This window comes from Hallella bergensis DSM 17361 (assembly GCF_000160535.1).
GTDB lineage: Bacteria > Bacteroidota > Bacteroidia > Bacteroidales > Bacteroidaceae > Prevotella > Prevotella bergensis.
On sequence record NZ_GG704782.1, the window covers coordinates 132,607 to 155,986 of the forward strand.

19 protein-coding genes are annotated in these 23,380 nt (G+C 47.6%); 3 read left to right on the forward strand and 16 right to left on the reverse strand.

What is annotated here, in order from left to right; translation table 11 throughout:
* Position 1 precedes the first annotated feature (1 nt).
* From HMPREF0645_RS08960 to HMPREF0645_RS08990, 7 genes are all read right to left on the reverse strand, one after another.
* Positions 2-1,231, reverse strand: a complete 1,230-nt coding sequence (locus HMPREF0645_RS08960; protein WP_007174655.1) for a VapE domain-containing protein — start codon at positions 1,229-1,231, stop codon at positions 2-4.
* 203 nt (positions 1,232-1,434) lie between these two features.
* Complete coding sequence (locus HMPREF0645_RS08965) at positions 1,435-2,574, reverse strand: M28 family peptidase (RefSeq protein WP_007174656.1); 1,140 nt, start codon at positions 2,572-2,574, stop codon at positions 1,435-1,437.
* Between the two features lie 6 nt (positions 2,575-2,580).
* The gene (locus HMPREF0645_RS08970; protein ID WP_007174657.1) at positions 2,581-4,473 is read right to left on the reverse strand and encodes a fused gamma-glutamyl-gamma-aminobutyrate hydrolase/peptidase; all 1,893 of its coding nucleotides are present in this window, start codon (positions 4,471-4,473) and stop codon (positions 2,581-2,583) included.
* 1 nt (position 4,474) lies between these two features.
* Positions 4,475-4,936 (reverse strand): Lrp/AsnC family transcriptional regulator, encoded by a 462-nt coding sequence (locus HMPREF0645_RS08975; RefSeq protein ID WP_007174658.1) that lies wholly within the window; start codon positions 4,934-4,936, stop codon positions 4,475-4,477.
* 158 nt (positions 4,937-5,094) lie between these two features.
* The gene (locus HMPREF0645_RS08980; protein WP_007174659.1) at positions 5,095-6,048 is read right to left on the reverse strand and encodes a BamJ family beta-barrel-assembly machinery protein; all 954 of its coding nucleotides are present in this window, start codon (positions 6,046-6,048) and stop codon (positions 5,095-5,097) included.
* Between the two features lie 96 nt (positions 6,049-6,144).
* Positions 6,145-7,023: a BamJ family beta-barrel-assembly machinery protein gene (locus HMPREF0645_RS08985; protein WP_044123491.1), complete on the reverse strand. Its 879-nt coding sequence runs from the start codon at positions 7,021-7,023 to the stop codon at positions 6,145-6,147.
* Positions 7,024-7,051: 28 nt separating this feature from the next.
* Positions 7,052-7,633, reverse strand: coding sequence for a BamJ family beta-barrel-assembly machinery protein (locus HMPREF0645_RS08990; RefSeq protein ID WP_007174661.1), 582 nt, complete (start codon positions 7,631-7,633; stop codon positions 7,052-7,054).
* 120 nt (positions 7,634-7,753) lie between these two features.
* Here HMPREF0645_RS08990 and HMPREF0645_RS08995 point away from each other — a divergent pair, with 120 nt between their 5' ends.
* Entirely contained in the window at positions 7,754-8,455 is a 702-nt protein-coding gene (locus HMPREF0645_RS08995) for an SIR2 family NAD-dependent protein deacylase (protein WP_044123492.1), read from the forward strand.
* Between the two features lie 924 nt (positions 8,456-9,379).
* On the opposite strand, the gene HMPREF0645_RS09000 is transcribed toward HMPREF0645_RS08995, so the two are convergent.
* The 3 genes from HMPREF0645_RS09000 to porZ are packed head-to-tail and all read right to left on the reverse strand — an operon-like array spanning position 9,380 to position 13,552.
* Positions 9,380-10,348 carry an acyltransferase family protein gene (locus HMPREF0645_RS09000; RefSeq protein ID WP_007174664.1) on the reverse strand — a complete coding sequence of 323 codons (969 nt, stop codon included), beginning with the start codon at positions 10,346-10,348 and terminating at the stop codon, positions 9,380-9,382.
* A complete protein-coding gene (locus HMPREF0645_RS09005) occupies positions 10,341-11,564 on the reverse strand; it encodes a hypothetical protein (RefSeq protein WP_007174665.1) in 1,224 nt (407 codons plus the stop codon). Before HMPREF0645_RS09005 ends, HMPREF0645_RS09000 begins: the two co-directional genes overlap by 8 nt.
* Positions 11,540-13,552: a type IX secretion system anionic LPS delivery protein PorZ gene (porZ, locus tag HMPREF0645_RS09010; protein ID WP_007174666.1), complete on the reverse strand. Its 2,013-nt coding sequence runs from the start codon at positions 13,550-13,552 to the stop codon at positions 11,540-11,542. The genes HMPREF0645_RS09005 and porZ overlap by 25 nt, the downstream gene beginning before the upstream one ends.
* Before the next feature lie 209 nt (positions 13,553-13,761).
* On the opposite strand from porZ, the gene HMPREF0645_RS09015 reads away from it, so the two are divergent.
* Both HMPREF0645_RS09015 and HMPREF0645_RS09020 read left to right on the forward strand, forming a co-directional pair.
* Complete coding sequence (locus HMPREF0645_RS09015; RefSeq protein ID WP_007174667.1) at positions 13,762-14,787, forward strand: glycosyltransferase family 2 protein; 1,026 nt, start codon at positions 13,762-13,764, stop codon at positions 14,785-14,787.
* A gap of 11 nt (positions 14,788-14,798) precedes the next feature.
* On the forward strand, positions 14,799-15,716 hold the full coding sequence (locus HMPREF0645_RS09020) for a glycosyltransferase family 8 protein (RefSeq protein ID WP_007174668.1): 918 nt from the start codon (positions 14,799-14,801) through the stop codon (positions 15,714-15,716).
* Here HMPREF0645_RS09020 and HMPREF0645_RS09025 read toward each other — a convergent pair.
* Genes HMPREF0645_RS09025 through miaB form a run of 6 tightly spaced genes read right to left on the reverse strand, consistent with a single transcriptional unit; the run spans position 15,709 to position 22,701 of the window.
* A complete protein-coding gene (locus HMPREF0645_RS09025) occupies positions 15,709-16,725 on the reverse strand; it encodes a glycosyltransferase family 10 domain-containing protein (protein ID WP_007174669.1) in 1,017 nt (338 codons plus the stop codon). The genes HMPREF0645_RS09020 and HMPREF0645_RS09025 overlap by 8 nt on opposite strands.
* Positions 16,722-17,738, reverse strand: a complete 1,017-nt coding sequence (locus tag HMPREF0645_RS09030; RefSeq protein ID WP_007174670.1) for a glycosyltransferase — start codon at positions 17,736-17,738, stop codon at positions 16,722-16,724. Before HMPREF0645_RS09030 ends, HMPREF0645_RS09025 begins: the two co-directional genes overlap by 4 nt.
* Before the next feature lie 6 nt (positions 17,739-17,744).
* Entirely contained in the window at positions 17,745-18,497 is a 753-nt protein-coding gene (locus HMPREF0645_RS09035; protein ID WP_044123542.1) for a lipopolysaccharide kinase InaA family protein, read from the reverse strand.
* Between the two features lie 14 nt (positions 18,498-18,511).
* A complete protein-coding gene (locus HMPREF0645_RS09040; protein ID WP_044123543.1) occupies positions 18,512-19,438 on the reverse strand; it encodes a lysophospholipid acyltransferase family protein in 927 nt (308 codons plus the stop codon).
* A gap of 47 nt (positions 19,439-19,485) precedes the next feature.
* Positions 19,486-21,312, reverse strand: coding sequence for an ABC transporter ATP-binding protein (locus HMPREF0645_RS09045; RefSeq protein ID WP_007174673.1), 1,827 nt, complete (start codon positions 21,310-21,312; stop codon positions 19,486-19,488).
* A 30-nt stretch (positions 21,313-21,342) separates the two neighbouring features.
* Entirely contained in the window at positions 21,343-22,701 is a 1,359-nt protein-coding gene (gene miaB / locus HMPREF0645_RS09050) for a tRNA (N6-isopentenyl adenosine(37)-C2)-methylthiotransferase MiaB (RefSeq protein WP_007174674.1), read from the reverse strand.
* Between the last annotated feature and the right edge of the window lie 679 nt (positions 22,702-23,380).

The following is a 23,380-nucleotide window of genomic DNA, read 5'->3' on the forward strand; positions in this document are numbered from 1 at the left end:
TTTATTTCTTAACTAAATTTCCCAGTCCCGAGAGCAGTGCACGGGCCAGCGGGTTGTTGTCGAGGGTTTCGTCTTCAGACTCCTGAGGTTCGTCAATGAAGTCGTATTTACGTGGGTCTTTCTCCACCACCTTATAGCAGGAACGGCCGTGAATCCGACTGCGTGTAAAGCCGGCCTCCTGCAAGGCAAACCCCACATCCTGATTGACGTTCTCGCCAGGGGTCCAGTAGGGATACTCCTTCATCAGTCGGTCCACGATGGTGTCGATGTCCTTGGCCTTTACCCTTTTCCCCTTGGGGGGCGAGGCGTAGAGCATAGAGAGCATCTTCACGAGGTTGTCGGCCTCTTGGAAAGGCGAGTTCTGCACGGCCATGGCCTCGCGTTCCTCGTCAGTGAGCCCATAGTCGGCACCAGTTTCTATTTCGGCCAGCAGTTGGGCATAGAGCTGTTCGTAGGGAACGGGGGTGCGGATATCTATGCGATGGCTGATCTCCACACACACCAAGTGGGCAGCACCGGCTGCATCGGTCATGGGATGGAGATTGCCGGTAGTGGCGATAAAGGCCGAGAAGTTTTTGCGTTTCTCGGTGATGGTGCCGTAAGGAAGTCTGAAAACGGGTGTGCTTCGGGAGAACAGATACCGTACCAACACCTCTTGATCAACGTTCTCTTGGTAGAATTCGTCAATGCAAGTCAGCAGGTTGGTGGTGACAAGTTCATGTACTTCGGTAGTGGAACGGAGCCGAACCTGGTCAGTGTAGTACGTGCGTAGCTCCGGAGGCAGCAGGATATTACAGAAAGATGTTTTGCCAAAGCCCCATTGTCCGATGATGACGGGTACGATAATATCCTGCTGTGCCACCTCGTAGCCCATCCAGCGGGCCACCATTTGGAGCATCCATTTGTGAAAGCGCTTATTCCAGTCGGGATTGGTGGTAATGATACGGTCGGCCAATGCAGCCACATGGTCGGTGCCGTCCCATTCGCCGAGGCTGTAGAGCCAGGTCTCGGCGGGATTCCAAGGGGTGATAAGGGTAGACTCGACGTAGCGCTGTAGCAGAGTCTCGGTGAGTCCTATCCCATCGCGCCCGGCTTCCAGGATCATGGTGTTGACAGCTTCCCTGGAGAGTGGCCGATAGTTTTCTGAACCCGGAACGGCGTATTGGATCTCGCCGGTGAGCACATTTCGTCGCAGTTGGCAGCGCGATTCAAGATAGGTCAAAGCATCCATAGACTAATTTGTATTATGATCACAAAGATAGAAAAAAGTCAAAGGAAAACGGAGGAAGTATTGAAAAATAATGTGAAAAAGGGTGCAATATTACATATATTGCACCCTAAGGGCTATTCTTGAGTCTATATCGGGCTATTGAGAGAGGTTCACCGACAAGCCCGATACGCCTTGAAAGTGGTCTGGTTGTGTTGTGTGTCGTATTACTTTTCGGTATAAATCACTTGTATCATGGTTTGTCCCACAGCCTTGAGTGTATTTTTATCGATGTAGTCCATGTTGTCGTTGAGCGTATGCCAGGTAGGACCGAAGGAACTTTGTGCACAGTCCGGGTAGTAGGCAATAACATCGATGCACGGAATTTTGGCAATTTGGTTGATGGGGATATGGTCGTCGGTAATCATCCCGCCCTGCGTCTTGGGGAAATAAGAACCGTATCCGGCCTGTCGGGCTGCACGCCACACCTTCTTCACAATCGCTGGAGCATACTGTTGGGACATTCCTTCCTGGTGGAATTGAGCACCTTGACCACCCACCATATCAAGCAAGATGCCGTAGCGTGGAGCATAGCCCTGAGGCAGGTTGGAGGCAAAATAGTTAGCACCCAAAGCCCATGAGTTGCCGTCATCCTGTACATCAGCCCACTGGGGAACGCCCCAATCCTCGGCGTCGAAGCACACAAAGTCTATGCCGAGCTCTGATGACAGCAGGTGATTATTGTCTGATGATGGTTCGTTGGCGGCCGCAGAGGCTTGTGAATTGGCCGCAGAGGGTTGCGAATTGGCCGTAGAGGATTGCTGGTTAGCCGTAGACGCCAGCGAAAGCAGTCTGGCCAGTTCGAGCATCACAGCTACTCCGCTTGCCCCATCGTTGGCTCCGAGTATGGGTTTACGCCAGTTTGCCGAGTCGGGATCATTGTCCGCCCATGGCCTTGTGTCCCAATGGGCGCAGACCATGATGCGTGTCGTGGCTTCGGGATTATAGCTTGCCATGATGTTCGTAGCTTTCAGAATAGTGCCGTCATAGCCTTTCAAGTCGGCCTTCTGCAGTTCCACTTTGCATCCGTAATGCCTGAACTGACTCACAATCCAGTTCAGGCACTTCTCGTGCCCTTCGCTATTCATGGTTCGTGGACCAAAGTCGCATTGGGTTTGAGTGAATGTATAGGCTGAGTCGGCATTGAACTCGGGACCTACGGGAGCAAGCTTCTCCAATTCTTCAGTGTCCTCAATTCGGTCGGTATTGGCCGAATGGCCGGACCAGAGGGCAATGGCGACAACCGCCGTCGCACATATCATTCCTATCACGATGATGTATTTTTTCTTTGATAATTTCATTTCCATGAGATATTAATGGGTTTTACTGGCTTGCACCATCGACATGACGCGCAACCAGTTGCCTCCCCATATCTTTGCAATGTCCTGCTCACTATATTTGCGACGCATGAGTTGCCGGGTGAAGTTGATGAGTTCGGAAGCATCTGCACAGCCCCGAACGGTTCCGTCGCCATCGAAGTCGGTACCAATGCCCACATGATCGATGCCCATAATGCTAATGGCATGCTCCAAATGTACAATGGCATCCATGAGGGTTGCCTCACCTTGCTTGCGCAAAAAACCTTGATAGAGTGTTATTTGCATCACACCATCTTTCTGAGCCAAGGCTCTCATTTGATCGTCGGTGATATTGCGCGGTACGTCGCAGAGCGCACGAGCGTTGCTGTGGGAGCATACGATGGGTGTACGACTGATGTCGAGCGCATCGTAAAACGAACGCTCTGCAGCGTGACTCAGGTCAACCATGATACCCTCGTCATTCATTTGTTGAATGACCTTCTCCCCGAATTGAGACACGCCGTGGTGCGTATTGCTACCCCGGGCACTGTCGCATATATCGTTGTCACCGTTGTGACAGAGCGTAATATAAACCACTCCCCGTTGTGCAAAATGCTGCACTTGGGATAGGTTGTGATTGAGTGCAAAACCATTTTCAATACCAAGCATGATGCTCTTACGCCCTCTACGCTTGTTTTCATAGAGTTCGTCAGAGGTTCGTGCAATACCGACATAGAGGCTGTTCTCATTGGCAATATCCTCAAGTTTGTCAAAGATGAGATCCGCATATTCGGTGGGAGACAGTTGGGTTGAGATATTTTGGAGATGTGGATTGTGCCTGATGATACCTGCAATATCCACATTATGGGAGAACTCCTGTCCAGCTTTGGGCTGTGGAAGATAGGCCACCATGATCACTGCATCCTGTCTTCCCTCTGTCATTTTATGGAGATCGTATAGTATTCTCGGGTCACGCTGGTTGAACTTCACCCCTTGCGGGAAGAACATTGGGGTGTCGCAATGGCTGTCGAGCGTCAGGATTCGGTCATGAAGTTGTTTGGCCTTGCAAAACTCACGAGCACGCAAAACGAGCCACTTAAACAGTTTTTGGCCTTCCTCGCCCATCCATTCGGGATGCCACTGCACACCCATGATGGGTTTGAACTCGCTACTTTCCATCGCTTCGATCACGCCGTCGGGAGCAGTCGCAGTAGTTCTGAACCTGCCACCTGGTTCGATGACAGCTTGATGATGAAAGGAATTGACGGCTAAGATGGTTTCCTCAGTCGTATCGTTGTTGCACTCTTGGCTGTCCACTCCAAGGGTAGTGTGGAAATCCGGGTCGTATATTTCAGCAAGATACGAGCCGGAAACTATTTTAACGGTATGTGTAGGCTCATCCTTATCGGCATCCTGCGAATGTTTGATGTATCTCGCCGTTGGTTCCACTTTGGGCAGGAGCGAGGAAATATAAGTCATGTCTTGTGCCACCTTCCCACCTAAAGCCGTAGCCAGCATTTGCATACCACGGCAAATGCCAAGTATCGGAATCTGGCGGTTGTAGGCCAACCGCGTGATGAGCAATTCGGGAAGGTCGCGTTTGGCATTGATATTGTGAAGTTCAGGAACAGGTTCTTCTCCACTCCAAAGCGGATTGATGTCACCGCCTCCGGTTAGCAACAGACCATCAATACGGTCGAGTGTGTTGATAATTGTGTCCTTATCGGCTACCGGTGGTATGATGACGGGGGTTCCTCCAGCCCGAACCACCTGCATATAATAGCGTTCGCGAAGCGTGGAGTCACCGTCGGCATAGTTTGATGTGATGCCAATAATCGGTTGGCGAACAGCCGGAGGGAAGGTCGCAGTATATTCCTTGAGGTGAGCCTCAATGTCAAATGTGTTCATATTATTCGTTGCTGACGGGAATTTCCCGCTTCACACTCTGTTCCAAGGAGATAAGCGTTTCCGTGGAAACCACACCGGGAATGGTCTGAAGTTTGTTGTTGAGCAAATCCATGAGTTCCTCGTTGTCGCGCGCATAAGCCTTGAGCAGCATTGTGTAGGGGCCGGTAGTGAAGTGGCATTCCACAATTTCGGGAATGTTTTCGATACGTTTGACAACCTCCTTGTACATCGAACCGCGCTCCAAATTCAGCCCAACATATGTACAAGTTCTGTAGCCAAGACTTTTCGGATTGACATCGAAGCCACTGCCGGTGATAACCCCTGCTTCTGTCAGTCTTTGCACACGCTGGTGAATAGCGGCACGTGACACCCCGCATTCTGCGGCTACATCCTTGAAAGGAATACGTGCGTTTGTGGAGAGAATTGACAGAATCTTCTTGTCCAGGTTATCTACTTTTTCCATATTGTTTTTTTAACAAATTGATGATTTTATTTTAGCAAAAATAGATATATTATGTGATATATACAACAAAATGCACAATTATTTTACATAATTCGTGCATTTTGTAATACAAAAGATGGGACTTTATCCTATCTTGCGTATAAAATTCCCGATTTTTTTCATCCGAGATTTTTAGTCATCTTATTTTTTGTCTTGTCAGACGTGCTTTCCGGAGCCTCTATTCCCACCAGTTCCACAGTGAAAATCAGGGTTGAATACGGTTTGATTTGTCCGGCTTCGCGTGCGCCATAAGCTAATTCCTGAGGGATATAAATCTCCCATTTGCTACCCACATTCATGTTCGTCAAGGCTTCTGTCCATCCCTTGATCACTTGGTTGCAGCGGAAACTATCAGTCTTCCTGCCGTTATGTCGCGATGTGGCATCAAAAACGGTTCCGTCAATCATCTTCCCTTCGTAGATCACCTCAACGGTCTGGTCGGCAGCCGGCTTTGCTCCGGTGCCTGCCTTGAGCACCTTGTATTGCAATCCCGAAGCCATGACGTTCACCCCCGGTTTCGTAGCGTTGGTCTTAAGCCAATCTTCGTTCTCAGCCTTGTAGGCTGCATTTTTGGCATCACGTATTTCCTTGCTTTTGGTTTCATAAAGATTTCGTGCATCCTCAGTCCGATAGACGGTTGTGTCCTCGTTAACACCGGCAAGAAAACCCTCATGGAAAGCTGCCACGCGAAGCGAGTCGGCCGTGCCCTCCAAATCCTTGTTCATGCCTGGGTAAATCTGGTTTTTAACTTGGTTGGCAATCTGTGTGCCGGCCATATAGGCCGTGAAGGCCGGATCGTCTCCCTTGGCAAGGGTTTCCTTGTATCCACGCACAAAGTCGGCAAGGAACGTGGTGTCTACGTGCAGTTGGTTTTGCAGATAGCCCAACAGACCCATGGTGGCCGTGTATCCCGCTGCATAGCTCAACGAGTCAGCACTCGATGTTAATGCCAGAGGTTTGACTTTCTCAGTATTATTCACCTTCTTTTTCTTGTCTTTCTTCTTTCCTGCCTGTACTGTTGATACCGAAGTTCCGGCAAGGAAAAGTAAAGCAACAAATAGAATTTTCTTCATTTTTCAAACGGTTTTATGGTTTGTGTGCAATAAAAAACCCTCCCTGTGGGATCGTATGACCCAGGAGGAGGGGATGTATGATGTGTAAGGCGGTAATTACTTACCCACCTTAACAAGTTCAATCTTGAAGATCAGGGTAGAGAAAGGCTTGATGTCGCCGCTCTGACGCTCCTTGTAGGCCAGGTTCTGGGGGATGTAAACCTCCCAAACAGAGCCTTCGGGCATGTGTGTTAATGCTTCAGTCCAGCCGGGTATAAATTGGTTGGGCTGAATGGTAACAGGCTTCTGTCCCTCCTTGAAAGTGCTTTCGAACACTTTTCCGTCGATGGTACGACCCTCATAGTTTACAGTCACAGTGGTGGAATCGGTAGGAATGGCACCCTTGCCCTCCTTGATCACCTTATACTGCAAACCTGATTTCAGGGTCACAACGTCGGCCTTCTTCTTGTTCTCTTCGAGGAATTTCTCGCCAGCTTCCTTGTTGGGTTTGAACTCCTTCATCAGGGTTGCGCTCTTGATTGCCTCAATCTTGTTTTGCGCAATCTGGTTGGCAGCCTCAGGAGTGAAGAGTCCAGTCTTGCCCGTAGCACCGGTTACGAAACCTGCCAAGAGGTTTTTCAGAGAAATGGTCTTGGTAGAATCAGCGCCGTATACTTCGTGGTTAACTCCCTTAACGAGCTGAGTGGCCAGCTGCTGACCGATCTGGAGGCCCATGATATAGGCCGCTCTTTTCTTGTCGTCGCCTGCGTTGGCACCTTCGTTAATACCTTTTACAAACTCGTCCATATAGGTGGTGTCGATCACCTGACCTTGCTGGATGGCCTGACGAACATACTGCGACTGAGACAGACCGATGGCATAACTCATTGAGTCTACGTCAGATTTCAGGTCAGCCTTTGGGGTTGACGAGTTGCCACAAGCGCTGAATGCTGCTGCAGCGATGGCCATGGCGGCCACTACTTTCAGATTTTTCATTTGTTTCATTTTGTTTATCTTTTCCTGTTTATTTTACTTCTATCAGTTCCACATCGAAAAGCAGTGTGGCATAAGGTGGAATCGACTGCCCTGCACCACGTTCTCCGTAGCCCAGTGTGTAGGGAATATAGAAGCGATATTTGGCTCCCTCCTGCATGAGTTGCAGTCCCTCGGTCCATCCGGCTATCACCTGGTTCAGTCCGAACGTTGCTGTCTCACCGCGACTGTAGCTGCTGTCGAACACCTGTCCGTTGATAAGCTTACCCTCATAGTGGCATTCCACTTGGTCGGTAGCTGTCGGCTTCTTGCCGTTACCCTCTTTCAACACCTCGTATTGCAGTCCTGAAGGCAATGTCACGACGCCCTCCTTCTTGCCGTTTTCGGCCAAAAAGGTCTCGCCTCCGGCTTTCATCTCCTTGGCTTGTTCCTCTGCTTTCTCCTGGAAGAAGGTCTGCACTGCCGTCTGTGCTTCGCTGTCGTTCATTTTGGCCTTGCCTGCAAAAACATCCTTGACAGCCTCTGCAAAGTCGTCAATATTTAAATCTGTCGCATTCATCTGCTGGAGCTGATGTCCAATGCTCATTCCCAATGCGTAACTTACTTTGTTCATTTTTATTTCCTTTGTTTATTAAATAATGTGCAAAGATACTATTTTTAATCGTTTATGCGGGCATTATTGCTGAAAATATACTATTTTTGTACAATAATAACAATAAATGGAGGATTTGCTATGCGAAAGAAAGTCGTGTTTCTTACCGGTGCCGGAATGTCGGTGGAAAGTGGTTTCAAAACCTTCCGTGGCAACGACGGATTGTGGGAGAACTATCCCGTGGAGCAGGTGGCATCGCACGAGGGATGGCTCGCCGACCCCACCTTAGTCACTAATTTCTACAATATGCTGCGCCGAAAACTGTGGGACGCCCAACCCAACGAGGGTCACAGGTTGATTGCCGAATTGCAAAATGACTATGATGTATCGGTGCTGACCCAAAATGTAGACGACCTTCACGAGCGGGCAGGTTCACAAAAAGTGATACATCTGCATGGCGAACTAAGCAAGGCATGCTCCTCCGACGACCCCTACAACCAGTTGTACATTCAGCAGTTGACACCGAAACACAGTGACGTGGAGCCCGGAACACGGGCTGACGACGGCTCCCTGCTGCGCCCTTTCATTGTGTTTTTTGGCGAAAGCGTGCCCATGCTCGAGCCAGCCTCTTACGAAGCGCAGCAGGCCGATATCTTTGTCATTATCGGCACCTCGCTCAATGTCTATCCCGCGGCAGGACTTGTGCGTTACACCAAGCCGGGATGTCCAATCTATCTTATCGATCCCAACGCCGTTTCCATCGATTATATGCCCAACCTTACCCATATCCAGAAAGGTGCATCAGCGGGCATGAGCGAATTAGTAAAACTGCTCAGGGAGTAGTTGTCCATTCCCTTCGCTGTGAATTAATCATCGATAAAAAACCTGACAAAGGGTCGATGATGCTTGGCGTATTTAAAAAATCAAAGGAGTTGGCTGTCTATACGCGAATTTTACTCCTATTTTTTAATACGCTATGAATCAGGTATTTATATCATTTTATCACGACTTGGTCGTTTGACTCCTATTTTCGCGCCCGTGATTAGATATCAGATGGCCTCGCGATTAAGCTTTCGTGGCATGACGAGTCGGCTTGAAACGCGCGGCCATCAAAGCTTAACCCCGATGCGAAAAGAGTCTAAACGCAAACGCATGATAAAGAGATGTGCGCAAGAATAATTTATCCATGACAAAACATGGCGCATTTTTTTCTGTAGCACCACAAAAACATGACACGATTTGATGCAAGTTTTCCTGACAATCCAAAACAACTACTGTTATATCATCATTACGCAAAGTTTTGTTCCCATGCCCTGTGGATAACTCTGTGGATAACCCTGGTATAACCCAACTAATAACTTTCCACTTATCCACAACCCCCTTCCCAATACCTTCATGACGTGGATATCCACATGGTTATCACAGCGATAATACTGTGTTATCAACAGAGTGTAGTTATCAAAAGTTATCAACTTATGAGTTATTCACCGATATTCCATATTGTGGATAACTGTAATAAACCCTTGAGAATCAACTAAAACTTATTCTTCTTGCTGGTGAATAACCCATCACAATATGTTCATATCCTGATTAAGGCCAATTACACATAAAAGTTATCAACTTATCAACGGCACATCATCTTATTCTTTTCTTTATTTAATTTTAAAAAACATAAGAAGAATATAAAGAGATGTTGATAACATTCACCACACCGTTTTTTTCAAGTAAAGACAAAACAGATGTTGATTGGTGAAATCCGATACAGCCTTAAAACCTTCCTGTGATGAAGGGAACGTATCTGCATATGATCCATGTCAATGCAGAAGCAAGCAAATAGACCACTGCAAAAGCAGCTAAAATGATGAAATAATTGTGGTTGTAGGCAAGTCCAATCGCTGTGAACAGTTTTTGAGTTATCAAGGGCACTGCGCCGCTCAGGAAATAATAGACTATCGAATTTCTCCCCGTCCATTGTATGAGAGGCATAGAGGGCATATTTTTGGCGAGGCAGGTCAGAACCAATATGGATACGAGAACGTTGAGAAAGAATAGGGGATAGTGGCTGATGACAATGGGATTGATGAACAAATCGATGGATTGAGTATAGACCACCAGTTTGATGACCACCATGACAAGCACGCCTAAAAGTATGTAGATTGGACGAGAAAGTATTTTAAAATGCGATTCATACCGATGGTAGGCATAGCCTAAGAACAGAAACAAAATGGCTAAAAAGGCATTTTGGATTTGCCAAAAACTCATGTTTATTTTGTCGTGGAAGACCAAGAGTATTCCGCTCAGCGTGAAGGAGACCATGGCGACGGCTCCTATCTTTTCGCGACAAAGGTACAAGACGATGCTGAATAGGAGTTCCGCAGTGATGAGGGCGGCAATAAACCAGGAGGCTTGTCCTGTTATTATATGTGTGATGAGGTCGGGAAATACGAGTTGTTGGCCTCTAACCCATGTTTTTGTAATGGTTATGCCAATCGTGAATAGGAAGTAAGGCAGGAGAAGAGTTTGGCAGATCGATTTGATTTTATGTTTGATATCGAATCCGTTTGCCTTGAACATGAGGTAGCCTGAAAGAAAAAAGAAGACAACGAGCGCATCTGTCACATAGATGGAGTAGGGGATGATGTTTCGGCCGGACATATAGATTTCCGTGTGATCCCATAAGATGGCCATCATACAGATGCCTCTTAATAGGTCTATCCATCGTTTTCTCTCAGGCATTGTCAGTGATTTTGATCTGTTTTTTATCGTGATATAGTGTGACGGCAAACGCCGTGTCCATGATAAAAAAGGGCATGAGGACGTTATGAAAACGGGCTTCACCGTGGCCGACAACGATAATCATTGCTGTCATAATCAAAATGAGAGCAAATGGGATGATAGCCCGCTGCCATGCTTTTTCCCTGATGAGGAACACACTTGCCATGACGAAGGAAAGTAGAAGAATATAGTAATAAATGAGATTGAGTAGCGTAAGAATCTGCACAGGCGTGCAATTTGGAAACTGATGGTATAGGGTTTTCATACTCAGTTCTTCGTAAAGGTAGTTTCTTTGCGATTTGTGACTGAGGAACGCGCATAGATTAACATTGTCCGACGCATAAGTATTGATGAGTTTACGCGGCATCTGTGCTACATATTCTGAGGGATGATCCTTCAGCCATTCCAAGAATCGCTTTCTCCATATTTTATCCTTCTCTATGGCGTTGGCATGTTGTATGATGGGCAGGGTGTCGTCGTCGGTGCTTTCTGTGTGGTCTACGCTGTATTGCAACAGCGCCATCCACCCTGTTTTGGCTTGATAGATGAAGTGACCGGTACGCATGTAACAGGTGCCTCCGATGATCAAAATCACGGCTGCATAGCCTGCGATGTTTCTCAGAATGGATTTTCGGTTAAATAGAAAAAGAGCCAACAGAAAGACAATTCCCATGGGTCTGAACCAGTTGGCGAGGGCTATTGCTGCACCTCCGGCTATCGGTTTTTTATGGCATACGGTGAGCCATATTCCTGAAAGCGCAAAGAAGAATGAGGGAATTTCGCTCAGCAGTGAGGTGGATTCGCCATAGTTGGCGGGGTAAACAACATATAAAATCAGGGTGATCAAGGCTGCTTTCCGATTCCATAGTTTCTTTGTAAGCTGATACACGAGCCATGCTGTCGCTCCTTTGAGCAGGCAGTAGAAAACAAGTAGGGGAGTAATGGAATTGAAAAGTTTCAGCGATAGCGCCACCAAATTGATGGCACCTATGTTCCATATAAATGGTAAATCGTTGAGTTGATGACTAATGGGATAGGGCTCGCCATGAAGAATACAATCTCTGGCCAGTGTGATGTAGCCGTTGCTGTCGGGGTAGGGGGTGTAGCCAAACACCAATAGCACAAGGAGTTGCAATAGGGTGAATGCAAGAATTATCTGACGATGGCTATTTTGCATACGACTCCTTTTTCTCCTTCTTGATCGGCAACAACAACCATATATACTCCCGAGGCCACGGATCTGCCGCTGCGGTCGATTCCATACCACTTGAATTTTCCGCCCGAAGCGCGCCCCTCGCTGACCAAAGTGCCATTGGCGGTGACTATCTTTACATCCACGTTCTCATCAAGTCCGGTAATGGTGATGGGACCGGTGTAATCGGGTCTTACGGGGTTGGGATAGGCATAGACATTGTCTTTTATCATGCCCTGCGTAGCCGTTGTAGCGTTACTCATATAGGAGCAAAGCCCTTTGTCGGTGCCGAAGAACACTTCTCCGGTGTTCTCGTTGATGGCAATGGATTCAATATTATTGGAAAACAACTGGCTGTTTTCTTCGGTGAAATGTTCAATTTGATGGATATTATCCGAGCTGATGAGGTAAACGCCGTTACCATTGGTACCAAACCATTTACGATTGGCTTGGTCTACAACCATGCAATTGATGTCGATGCCCGAGAGAAGATAGTCTGCATAGTTTGTGCCGTCGTTTCGGGGAACTTTTACTTGTGTAAAAACGGGGTTTTCAGCATCGATTTGTTCAGGTGAGAGATACATCGGACCTACGTTCGTACCGATCCAAATGTTATGGTCTTTATCTTCCGCGACACAGTTCACATAAGTTATATTCAAGGTTGTTCCATCGTCGTTGACAAAGTTAGTATATGTTTTTAGGGCGTCTGTGGAGGGCTGATAGCATACGGCTTGTGTGTAGTTGAAGAATTTGTTTGCAAACCATAGCAACCCCCTGCTGTCTATGATCGGAGTTTCCATACGCGACAATGAGTAACCGTCGCGAAGGAGTTCGGGTTTGTGATGATTGGTCCACTTGTTGTCTTTGCCGTATTTCAGTATGGAGGTTGTGGCACTCATGCTGTTGAGTACCCATAGATTGGCATCGGAATCAAACTTGATTCCTTGAACGATATTATAGTCTTTGCTGTCGGCACTTACTGTTGCCGCGCCTTGCAAAGGACTGTTTTCGGGGGTGTATTCCTTGACAAACTTACCATGATTAAACTCGTATAGTCCTGTTCTGCCTGAAGCAAACACGCGTTGTGGATGAGTAGGGTCTATGTCAACCGAGTTTAAATCAACGAAATCGTGACCGGTTTTCTGTTTCAAGTCATCGTCATAGATTTGCCAATTTCCATTGTTTAATACCTGAACACATGCCGGACGAAGCAAATCATTAGCAGCCAAATAGCCCCCACCAACGGTATATAATGCTCCCTGATGCATACGAATGAAGCCGAAATTGTTGTATTTCGGACCGCCGGGATTGAGTGTTTTCACCAATGCCAGATTGTTGGGATCCATGGTTTTGGGTCGGGGAGTGAAGTTTCCCACACGTGTCCATTTGGCCTTGTCGAGCAGATTGTCGGTCAGCAGCCCCCGGTAGAGTCCGTGGGTCGAACTTGCCGCGTAAAGGTATGGACCCTCGGTGTAGCTATAGTCGACCTTGAATCCTAATTGATAGGTATCGCTGATTTCGGCGTTGGCTACATGGAGCTTAACGATTCCGAATCCGGTGGATAGATAAGCATATTGGCCTGATATATCGATGCTGTAGACGGTCTTGTCCAAAGTCATTGATTTGTTCAGATAGTCGGCCATGTTGAGCACATTGCTATTTTGCTCCAAGAGGTCTATGTTATGGTTTTCATAGACGATGACTAACCGTTTGGCTGCTTTGCACCAGGCGATATGAGCAATGCCGCAATCGTTGAGCACAGTGGTCTTGTCGTAGATTTGCAGGCTGTGATCGTTCTTGTTGTAGGCGTAAAGTCCATTGGACGCCAGCACGTAGAGCATGTTTCCATTGGCTTCTTCAATCTCTGTAGGCTCGTCATAGCTTAGATAGGATTTCCATTTTCCGGTTTGGGAATTGGCATAACCCACTGCAACAAGCAGGAATATCGTGGTCAATATAATGGTCTTCTTCATATTAGTATAATCTTAAAAAGTAGTAATTTATTGTATTTAAGAGCTTTAAAAATCGCATATTCAGCAAATGTGCAGACTTTTTTTGTTGCTTTTAGCCCTTCGATAGTTACTTTTTCGGTCGTTGTGAAGGTTTTTTGATAATCTGAATTTTTGTTCTATTTATCGGATTTTATTTCGTATTTTTGCAGTCAGGTAATTAAACTACGATAATGAACACACGCAAGATTTTGTCTGTTATCATTCCCACCTACAACATGGAATGCTATTTGGAGCACACGCTGTCATCGCTTTTGGTTGACAAGCACCTTGACAGATTAGAGGTGATCGTTGTGAATGACGGTAGCACGGATGATTCTTTGGCCATAGCTCGCCGCTTTCACGATCGATATCCTGATGTGTTTGTGGTGATAGACAAACCCAATGGTCATTATGGCTCGTGTGTGAATGCGGGACTGAAAGTGGCAGTAGGTAAATATGTTAAGGTGCTCGATGCTGACGACAGTTTTGATACCAATAACCTGAGCAGTATGTTGGATCTGCTGAACACATTAGAAGTGGATTTGCTGATAACCCAGTTCGTCACGATATCACCCGAAGGTGAACGGGGCACACCGCGGAATTTGCATCTTCCAGCCAACAGGATACTTGATATCAAGGATGTGTATCAAACCATGGGCAGGAAGGGAACATGGATGCACGAGTTGACTTATCGTCGCTCCATATTCAACGAAATAGACTACCAGCAGAGTGAGGGCATACTCTATTCGGACATTCAGTGGGGTATGGTGCCGATGTGTCGGGTGCGCAAATTATATTACTTAGACAAGACAGTGTATCTTTATCTCATGGGACGCACGGGGCAAAGCATGGAGACGAAGATACACAAGCAGCATCTGGCCGATGAATATCATGTTTTGTTTGAAGTAGTAAAAGCGTATGGTCAAGTAGATTTCTGCTGTGCACAGACCCGAAAATTGCTCTATAATAAATTGTATAAGAGACTTGGCTGGTCGTACAGGGAATGTATGATAACATACGATGATCGCCATGCCAAGCCCTTATTGGAGTTTGACAACAACCTGCGCAACGCCAACCCTGAACTTTATGGCCGATTGAACAGAAAGTTGTTGAGTGTGCCGTTCATCCCCGTGCCGTTTATCAAACTGTGGCGAGATAACCCCGATGGATGGTTATTGCGCATGGCTTTGTCGGTTTACAAGATGCTACATCATTAGATTCATATATCATGGATATCGTATTCAATATAGATGACAACTATTTAATGCAGTGCTGCACGACCATGGTGTCGATTCTGCACAACAACAAGGACGGGCAAATCAGCTTTCATGTTATCAGCAATGGGTTGACGAATGAGAGCCGGTTGAAAATCGAGCAAGTGGCAGAAGCCTACCATCAGCAGGTGTTCTTCTATGTTGTGAACCCCGAAGCGATGTCGGACTATGAGATTTTCGATAAGCAAGGACATATCTCGATGGCCACTTACCTGCGGCTTTTTGTGGCCGATATCTTACCCGAACGGCTTCACAAGATCATCTATATGGACTGCGATCTCATTGTTAACGGGAGTCTTGACGGACTGTGGAACACGGATGTCGAGGGCTATGCATTGGCAGCGGTGGAGGATATGTGGAGTGGGAAGGCCGATAACTATGTTCGTTTGGGTTACGATGCAGCCGATACCTATTTCAATGCCGGGGTGTTGGTGGTGAATTTGGACTATTGGCGTGAGCACAACGTCAGTCAACAGGCAGCCCAATATGTAGCACTACACGCCGGACAACTCAAATTCAACGATCAGGATGTGCTGAACGGGTTGTTCCATGACAGTAAATTGCTGTTGCCATTCCGATGGAATGTGCAGGACGGATTGCTGAGAAAGAGACGTAAAATAAGGCCGGAGGTGATGCCGAAACTGGATCAAGAGCTTGAAAATCCAGTGATCATTCATTTCACCGGACACCGGAAGCCGTGGAATTTCAGCTGTCTGAATCCCTACAAGAATTTATTTTTCAAGTATGTTGATATGACGGAGTGGAGAGGTTTTCGACCCATAGTTCCACTGTCGTGGAAGTTGAAGACGGGCTTAGACAGCATTCTCTATGCGCTGAAACTCAAGCCCCGAAAGTATCGCAACATCATTTGAGTTGCTCTCGGTACCTACATCCCTTGAACTTATAATAATTGCGCCCTACGGTGTACAGCCACAAATTGTGAAGACTAAAGAAGTGTGCGGCCGGCTGCAAGGTTACTGGCTGTTTGCAAGCCTTTGCATCCAGTCGGTTACAAGCATCTGCAATTTGCTGAAAGAGGTTGTATTTCGTCATCGACAACTGCTTACACTGGTTCAGAATCGCTTGTTTTTTCTCATATTCTTGACTTCTAACAACACGATCTATCGTTCTGAACGATTCCTCAACATTCCGTATGTCTATACACGTCATGGCCTCCTGCGGATAATAGTCGGCTATGTTCCGGCATCCATGGTATATGGGATAGGCTCCGGCCAAGTAGCAATCAAATAGTTTTTCGGTGAAATAGTAATCGGTAGTAGAGTTCTCAATGACGATGTGATATTTGTAAGGTGCCAGCACATTCCACTTATCCTTGAACTCACGATAGCCTCGCCCGAAAATGTCCACGCTGTCGCCATACTGCCGCTTGAGCATCCGAATGAACCGCAAACGGTCTACATGCCCTTGGGAGAAGGCCTTGTCACTGGATATAACCGACATGAGTTTCGTCTTATCCGGTGTTGCACGCTTCACGTCCTCATAGTTCATGGTGAATCGATTGTCGCTGTTTTGACTGAAATCCACGCCTACATACCATGGCAGTAGTGGCGGAGTATAGACCACATTGGCTCCCTTGATCTCAGGTTGACAGGCGCAAACCAGTCCAAACTGACTGCAATAGCCTTTTGGATATTCAAGAATGGAGTGTGGTTCCCCAGTCATCAGGATGGTGTTTTGCGGAGCAACCCGGAACTCAGTAGGCACTCGGAGGCCTTTCCCAACGACCACAACGAAGTCGACTTCGGCATCAGTCTCATTGATAAGAAACTGATATTCGCCGTCAGGAGTATGGTCCACCCCTCCCGGCATCTGCCTAAAACTGATTACAGGATCGCGTGTAACAATAAGCACTCGTTTCATTCCGCATGTTCTTTAAAATACTCTTGTGCAGCGTCGAGTCCCCGTTTGATGTGCGAGCCGGTGGCTAACTTCTGCCCGATGGTGTAGGCATTGGCTCTCATGGCTTGGTATTGCTCAGGTGTCAGCTGCTCCAAATGGCTATCAATTTCAGCCAAACTGTCTACGGTCAGTCCCAGCCCATTCTTCCGGATAAACGGAGCCATGGCCGATTTGCTCCACACAATCACGGGAATACCGGCCCTAAGATAGAACGAAGTCTTGTGTGGATTGTTGATTTTAAGATATTCTCCCCAGGCTCCGTTACACTCATCGACCGATGCCCCGTCCCAAACGAGTCCGAAATCAGCATCCACTCGTTCAATGAACTCATCACTGTCGATGAATCCATGATAGGTAAGTTTCTGGCAATTATTCTTTTTCGGTTCGAATCCCTTACCATAGAGGTCGAGTGTCCAGTGCTTGATGGCCGTATCTAAATGATACAGAAACTCATTGCGCCATACGCCGAGGTTTCCTGCATAGACTATGCGCCAGGGATCATGAGGCTGTGCATTTGGCTGTCTGACGGGTTTGGCGGAGAGATAATCGAAAATACCGAGATGATGAACTCCTCCTTGGAAGCCGTGTTGCTGTAGGTATTCGGTCATCGTCGGGTTGTGTGCGATAAGGAAATCAGTCTTGGAAAACAGTCGATTTTCCTGTTCGGGCGTAAGCTTATGCCGCCTAAAGGCTCCCAGATCGTGGATAACCGTCACCACTTTGGCACCCTTGAGATGTGCCAAAGTGCATGCCATCTTATAGAATTTCTTCATGGGATATTGCAGGAAAAGTACATCGTCGCGTTTCAAGGTAGTGAGAATATTCACCATGGCCAACAGTTTCGTTAGGAAACGACCTATCCCCCCATTCCCACATTGCACCTTGGAGAGGTTGACATACCCGAGTTGTTCGACCACCGTATCAATGTCTTTCTTAGCCTTGTTGATGGTGGCAATCTTGATGTAGTAGTTCATATATCCTTAGATTTTGTGTTTGAATATCGCTGTGAAGTTCTTCCTGCGTATCCATCGATTATCATGTTTTTCCTTGATACGAATAGCCTTGAGCACATCTTGACGACTCCACCCACGTTGTTGGGCATAGATGTCGAGCATGGCTCGATAGACCGGCGAGAGCCACCAGAACAGCGTGAGGTTGTGCATGCACTTGATGAGTGGTACCTCACCATCGTAAAAGGTCATGCGGTTGATATCGATCAGGGTGAATTGGTAGTCACCACGCTCGCTGACCTCATAGAGCACATTGGTCGGATTGAGGTCTCGGTGGAGTATGCCATGCGTGTGAAGCGAGGCGACAAAGGTGGCATAGGCATGTAACAACGATTCGTTATAAGGCTCCCTGTCTATGAGTTGCGATTTGATGTCGCGGGCCTTCGTGTAACAGCATACGTAGTACAGGTCAGAAAGAAGCCCGTTCTTGCGTTCCTCGATATAGGCAATGGGTTCCGGAGTCTGAAAACCCCTTTGCAGAATCTGTTCTGCATGTCTGTAACTTCTTATGGCCTTGTTGTCCCTGAAAAATGAATAGATCACCCTTTTCAAGACATTCATCCTGCCAAACCGTTTCACAACCAGGTGGGTATTGTCTGTAAAAAACTCCCGGATGGTGTTTCTTCCCTGGTAGACAACAGTGCCCTGCTCGTCGAAAACAGAAGGAAAGCTTTCGATGAACGGGCGGAGTGGTTCGTATTTTGGGTTAATGATAAGTTTCATGTCGCAGGGAGTCATTAGGTGTCTGAGCGTGGAACAACCTTTCCGCGCACAATCTCAAACTTTCTATCAAATTCCTCCCGTGTCCGTTTCCAGCGGTTGTGGGTCCACAGGTAGGGCACGGGATTCTTGCGGATAGATTCCTCGAGCATTTGGAAAAAGCGCCGCGTGATTTCAAATTCCGACAGACTGTTGGGGTCGTCAGTGATGAGCCGATAAGTCACTTGATAGTATCCGCGCTTGGGTCGCGACATATCCACGTAGTAAACCACGTTGTTCATCTTGCGCATAATGCGTTCACCACCGGTAAACACGGGCGTATCTCGGTTTAGGAATGGTAACCAGCAATGTATGTTCTGCCATTTGGGAGCCTGGTCTGCGATATATCCGCTGAGGCTCATTGTCCCCTCACGTTTCCATGCCAGCAGTTGTCGGAGAATATTTTTCTTCGGAACGGGCACTCCCGTTGGGGGGTATGTGCGCAGCCGGAGGAAGATATTGTCGAATGCCTTGTTGTGCAAAGGATCGTAGACAAGGCATATACGCCTGTTCTGCTGCATGTCGTAGCCTACACGTGAAAGCCATTCCCAATTACAGTAGTGACCCAGAATGCCTGCCGTGTTGCGTCCTTGCCTGAACCATTCCTCGTGTTCGGCCGAATTAGTGATGATGAGCCGCTTCCTGAGTTCCTTGTCCGAGATGCTCAATAGCTTGATGGCTTCGAAGAAGTAGTCACAGAACCAATGATAAAATCCTCGTTCAATTTCCTTGATTTCCGTTTCACTTTTCTCTGGAAAAGATGAGGTCAGGTTGCTCCTCACTATTTTCCGCCGGTAGCCTATCAGTCTGTAGAGAATGAGATATTCAAAGTCTGACAGCGCATAGAGCACCCGGAAGGGGAGTAAAGAAAGAGCATAGAAAATGTAATAAACGATTTTTGTCATGGTCATTTGATTGAGATGAGCGCAAGATGAAGCGCTGGGTTCCGTGTCTATGCCTGCATGTCGTGCAGTTTTTTATAGTATCCATTGATGGCGAGAAGCTCCTCGTGGGTGCCCCGCTCAACGATTCGTCCCTCGTGCAGCACACAAATCTCGTCGGCATTCCTGATGGTCGACAGACGGTGGGCAATGGCCACGGTGGTGCGTGCCTTCATCAGGTTGTCTAATGCGTCCTGCACCAGTCGCTCGCTCTCGGTGTCGAGGGCTGACGTGGCCTCGTCGAGGATGAGTATGGGGGGATTCTTCAGTATGGCTCGGGCTATGCTCACGCGCTGTCGTTGACCGCCCGAGAGCCGCCCGCCGCGGTCGCCGATGTTGGTGTCGAAACCGTCTTCCGACTCCATGATGAAATCGTAGGCATTGGCAATTTTGGCCGCCCGCTTCACATCGTCCATCGAAGCATGATCGACACCAAACGTGATGTTGTTATAAAAGGTATCGTTGAACAAGATGGCCTCCTGATTGACATTGCCGATGAGGGTGCGAAGATCGTGAATTTTAAGATCTTTCACGTTGATGCCATCAATCAACACCTCACCTTCCTGCACGTCATAGTAACGGGGAATCAGATCCACGAGTGTCGACTTGCCGCTTCCGCTCTGCCCCACCAAGGCTATGGTCTTGCCTTTTTCTATGGTCAGGTTGATGTTTTTCAGCACCCACGTGTCGCTATATCTGAACGACACGTTGCGAAACTCAATACTGTGTTCCAGCGTCTTGATGCGATGTGGATGTTCCGGTTCGTTAATCGCAATCTCGGCCTTCAATATCTTGTCCACGCGCTCCATGCTGGCCAGACCCTTGGGTATGTTATATCCGGCTTTGGAAAATTCCTTCAGGGGGTTGATGATGCTGTAGAGCATCACGAGATAATAGATGAACGAGGGTCCTGACAGCGTGCCGTAGTTCAGTACCAGAATGCCACCCACCCACAATACGATGACAATCATCAGTGTGCCGAGAAACTCGCTCATGGGGTGAGCCATTTGCTGGCGGATGTTCACGCGCTTGATATGCTCGCGGTAAGAAGAGTTGATCTTGTCGAATCTCTGGTTCATCTTCTTTTCTGCCGCAAAAGCCTTGATGATGCGAAGGCCGCCTAAGGTTTCCTCCACTTGGCTCATGGTGTCGCTCCACAGGGTTTGAGCCTTGATGGAATTGGCCTTGAGTTTGCGACCCACCAAGCCCATGAACCATCCGAAAAGGGGCACAAAGATAATGGTGAACAGCGTGAGTTCCCAGTTGACATAGATCAGGGTTGCAAAATAAACAATGATCAGAATGGGGTTTTTGAACAGCATGTCGAGCGACGACATGATGCTGTTTTCTATCTCCTGCACGTCACCACTGATGCGGGCAATGATGTCTCCCTTGCGCTCCTCGCTGAAAAAGCCGAGGTGAAGAGAGGTGATCTTTCGGTAGACCTGGTTGCGGATGTCGCGCACCACCCCCGTTCGCACAGGGATAACCGAGGCTGAACTGAGAAAGTAGGCACCCGTCTTGAGAAAGGTCATCAGTGCGAGAACCAGTCCGATGAGCAGCAGGGTCGTGGTTTGTCCGTATGTGCCGACAAGCTGTTGCACCACATAGTTGGCGTTGTTGCCCAGCACATCCTTGAAATCGCCGTCGCCCAGCATCATCCAATGGGTGGCAACCCGCTCCGAGCCAGTCTTGAACAGTATTTGGAGAATGGGGATGAGGGTGGCAAAGGAGAAGATGTTCAACACGGCGGAAAGGATGTTGAATAGCACGGAAAGCACAAGATACTTCTTGTAGGGAGGCAGGTATCTCCGTAAAACTTGTAGGAATTCTTTCATGTCAAGCGATATAGGGGTTTGCCTTGTCGTCTAAATCTCTTCGCCAAACAGCGTTGCCGAGGAACTGCCGGTGATTCTTACTTTCATTGTTTCACCGATATGGTGCGTGCCCTTGTCGACGAGTACGGCCTTGTTTTGTGGTGTGCGACCCATGAGTTGCTGCCTGCTGCGCTTGGAGAAACGTTCCAGCAGAATCTCAAATTCTTTGCCCTCGTCCTTTTTGTTCTGTTCGGCGCTGATTTGGGTCTGCAACTGTATGAGTTCGTTGAGTCGTCTGACCTTCACCTCCTCGGGCACATTGTCGGGCAGGTGCTTGGCAGCATATGTGCCCGGTCGCTCGCTGTATTTGAACATAAAGGCCGAGTCGAAGCCCACCTCACGCATCAAGTCGAGCGTCATCTGGTGGTCTTCTTCCGTTTCATCGTGATAGCCCACGAAGACGTCTGTCGTCAGTCCGCAGTCGGGAATGATGCGCCGGATAGCGGCCACCTTCTCCAAATAGTCTTCACGAGTATATTTGCGGTTCATCAGCTTGAGTATTTTGCTGCTTCCGCTCTGCACCGGGAAGTGGATATGGTTGCACAGATTAGGCTCGTCGGCCACGGCTTGGATGATGTCTTCGGTCATATCCTCGGGATTGGAAGTCGTGAACCGCACTCGCATATCGGGCACCTCACGCGCCACCAAGCGTAGCAACTCGGCAAACGACGTGCCGTTTTCGGGGCGCTTGCCATTGGGCAGCAGGCCATAGCTGTTCACATTCTGCCCCAGGAGCGTCACTTCTTTAAAACCCTTGTCATGCAGGTCGTGCACCTCTTTCAGAATGCTTTCCACGTCTCGGCTGCGCTCACGTCCCCGCGTAAAGGGCACGATGCAGTAGTGGCAGAAGTTGTTGCAACCGCGCATGATGCTCACAAACCCGCTGATGCGGTTGCCGCCAATGCGCTGCGGTATGATGTCGCGATAAGTTTCGGTGGTCGAAAGCTGTACGTCAACGGCCTCTTGCCCCATCTCCACAGCTGCAATCATCTCAGGCAGGTTGAGATAGGCGTCGGGACCGCACACCAAATTGGCATGGTGATTCTTCACCAAGTCGTCCTTCACACGCTCGGCCATACAGCCCAACACACCGAGAATGGGTGTCGGGCACTTGGGATTTTGAGTTTCAACAGCACGCTTTCTCTGTTCGGCGTGCAGGGCATCGAGGCGGTGGTAAATCTTGTTTTCCGCATTCTCACGGATGGAGCAAGTGTTCAGGAAGATGGCGTCGGCTTCGTCCTCGTTGTCCGTAAGCTCGTATCCCGCCATTTTCATCACTGAGGCCACCACCTCAGAGTCGGCCACATTCATCTGGCATCCGTATGTTTCGATATATAATTTCTTGTTCATTGACAATAAAGGGTTATGCTGTGCAAAGTTACGAATAATATTAGAGTTATCCCCAACACTCTACAAAAAACGGATGTCCAAGTCAATACAAACTTTCCTCAACCCACACCATGATGTTTCCTGATGTAAAACAGAATGACAAAATTCCAGTGATGATTTCCGTAGCATTTAGAGAGAAAAGCGCCATGTTTTGACCAAGTTTTTCAATGCGTTCACCCTTAAAAATTTAAAGTCATGGCGATTACGGTCTTATCGCGGTGTGGTTTGGGCTTTATGGTCATGCCCCAAAACCTTTGTCACGCTGCCATCAGGCCTTAGTCGCATCGTCATTCGATATGCAATCGCAAGCGATAAAATTAACTTTTTAATGACAAAGTAACCAACATCCTGATAGTCAAGCTACTACGAATTATCGCTAATTTTCCGAATTTCGTACTGAACAATTTTCATTTTCAAATACGCGAAATATGGAGCGGTGTTTGTCAAGAAAAATACAGATTACAATTAAGAGTTAAGAATTAAGAACTAAGAATTGTATTACTCTCCGCTTTTAATTTTGAATTATGAATTTTGAATTATGAATTGTATCCCTCTCCGCTTTTAATTTTGAATTATGAATTTTGAATTATGAATTTTGAATTATGAATTTTGAATTATGAATTTTGAATTATGAATTTTG

What these genes read in the sequence shown, in the direction of transcription:
- HMPREF0645_RS08975 (WP_007174658.1), bottom strand. Translation starts at nt 4,936, where the DNA reads ATGGAAAAAGTAGATAACCTGGACAAGAAGATTCTGTCAATTCTCTCC.
- HMPREF0645_RS09000 (WP_007174664.1), bottom strand. Translation starts at nt 10,348, where the DNA reads ATGCCTGAGAGAAAACGATGGATAGACCTATTAAGAGGCATCTGTATG.
- HMPREF0645_RS08985 (WP_044123491.1), bottom strand. Translation starts at nt 7,023, where the DNA reads ATGAAAAATCTGAAAGTAGTGGCCGCCATGGCCATCGCTGCAGCAGCA.
- HMPREF0645_RS09020 (WP_007174668.1), top strand. Translation starts at nt 14,799, where the DNA reads ATGGATATCGTATTCAATATAGATGACAACTATTTAATGCAGTGCTGC.
- HMPREF0645_RS09045 (WP_007174673.1), bottom strand. Translation starts at nt 21,312, where the DNA reads ATGAAAGAATTCCTACAAGTTTTACGGAGATACCTGCCTCCCTACAAG.
- HMPREF0645_RS09030 (WP_007174670.1), bottom strand. Translation starts at nt 17,738, where the DNA reads ATGAACTACTACATCAAGATTGCCACCATCAACAAGGCTAAGAAAGAC.
- HMPREF0645_RS08960 (WP_007174655.1), bottom strand. Translation starts at nt 1,231, where the DNA reads ATGGATGCTTTGACCTATCTTGAATCGCGCTGCCAACTGCGACGAAAT.
- HMPREF0645_RS09005 (WP_007174665.1), bottom strand. Translation starts at nt 11,564, where the DNA reads ATGCAAAATAGCCATCGTCAGATAATTCTTGCATTCACCCTATTGCAA.
- HMPREF0645_RS09040 (WP_044123543.1), bottom strand. Translation starts at nt 19,438, where the DNA reads ATGACAAAAATCGTTTATTACATTTTCTATGCTCTTTCTTTACTCCCC.
- HMPREF0645_RS09015 (WP_007174667.1), top strand. Translation starts at nt 13,762, where the DNA reads ATGAACACACGCAAGATTTTGTCTGTTATCATTCCCACCTACAACATG.
- HMPREF0645_RS09035 (WP_044123542.1), bottom strand. Translation starts at nt 18,497, where the DNA reads ATGAAACTTATCATTAACCCAAAATACGAACCACTCCGCCCGTTCATC.
- HMPREF0645_RS08995 (WP_044123492.1), top strand. Translation starts at nt 7,754, where the DNA reads ATGCGAAAGAAAGTCGTGTTTCTTACCGGTGCCGGAATGTCGGTGGAA.
- porZ (WP_007174666.1), bottom strand. Translation starts at nt 13,552, where the DNA reads ATGAAGAAGACCATTATATTGACCACGATATTCCTGCTTGTTGCAGTG.
- HMPREF0645_RS08980 (WP_007174659.1), bottom strand. Translation starts at nt 6,048, where the DNA reads ATGAAGAAAATTCTATTTGTTGCTTTACTTTTCCTTGCCGGAACTTCG.
- HMPREF0645_RS08970 (WP_007174657.1), bottom strand. Translation starts at nt 4,473, where the DNA reads ATGAACACATTTGACATTGAGGCTCACCTCAAGGAATATACTGCGACC.
- HMPREF0645_RS08990 (WP_007174661.1), bottom strand. Translation starts at nt 7,633, where the DNA reads ATGAACAAAGTAAGTTACGCATTGGGAATGAGCATTGGACATCAGCTC.
- HMPREF0645_RS09025 (WP_007174669.1), bottom strand. Translation starts at nt 16,725, where the DNA reads ATGAAACGAGTGCTTATTGTTACACGCGATCCTGTAATCAGTTTTAGG.
- HMPREF0645_RS08965 (WP_007174656.1), bottom strand. Translation starts at nt 2,574, where the DNA reads ATGGAAATGAAATTATCAAAGAAAAAATACATCATCGTGATAGGAATG.
- miaB (WP_007174674.1), bottom strand. Translation starts at nt 22,701, where the DNA reads ATGAACAAGAAATTATATATCGAAACATACGGATGCCAGATGAATGTG.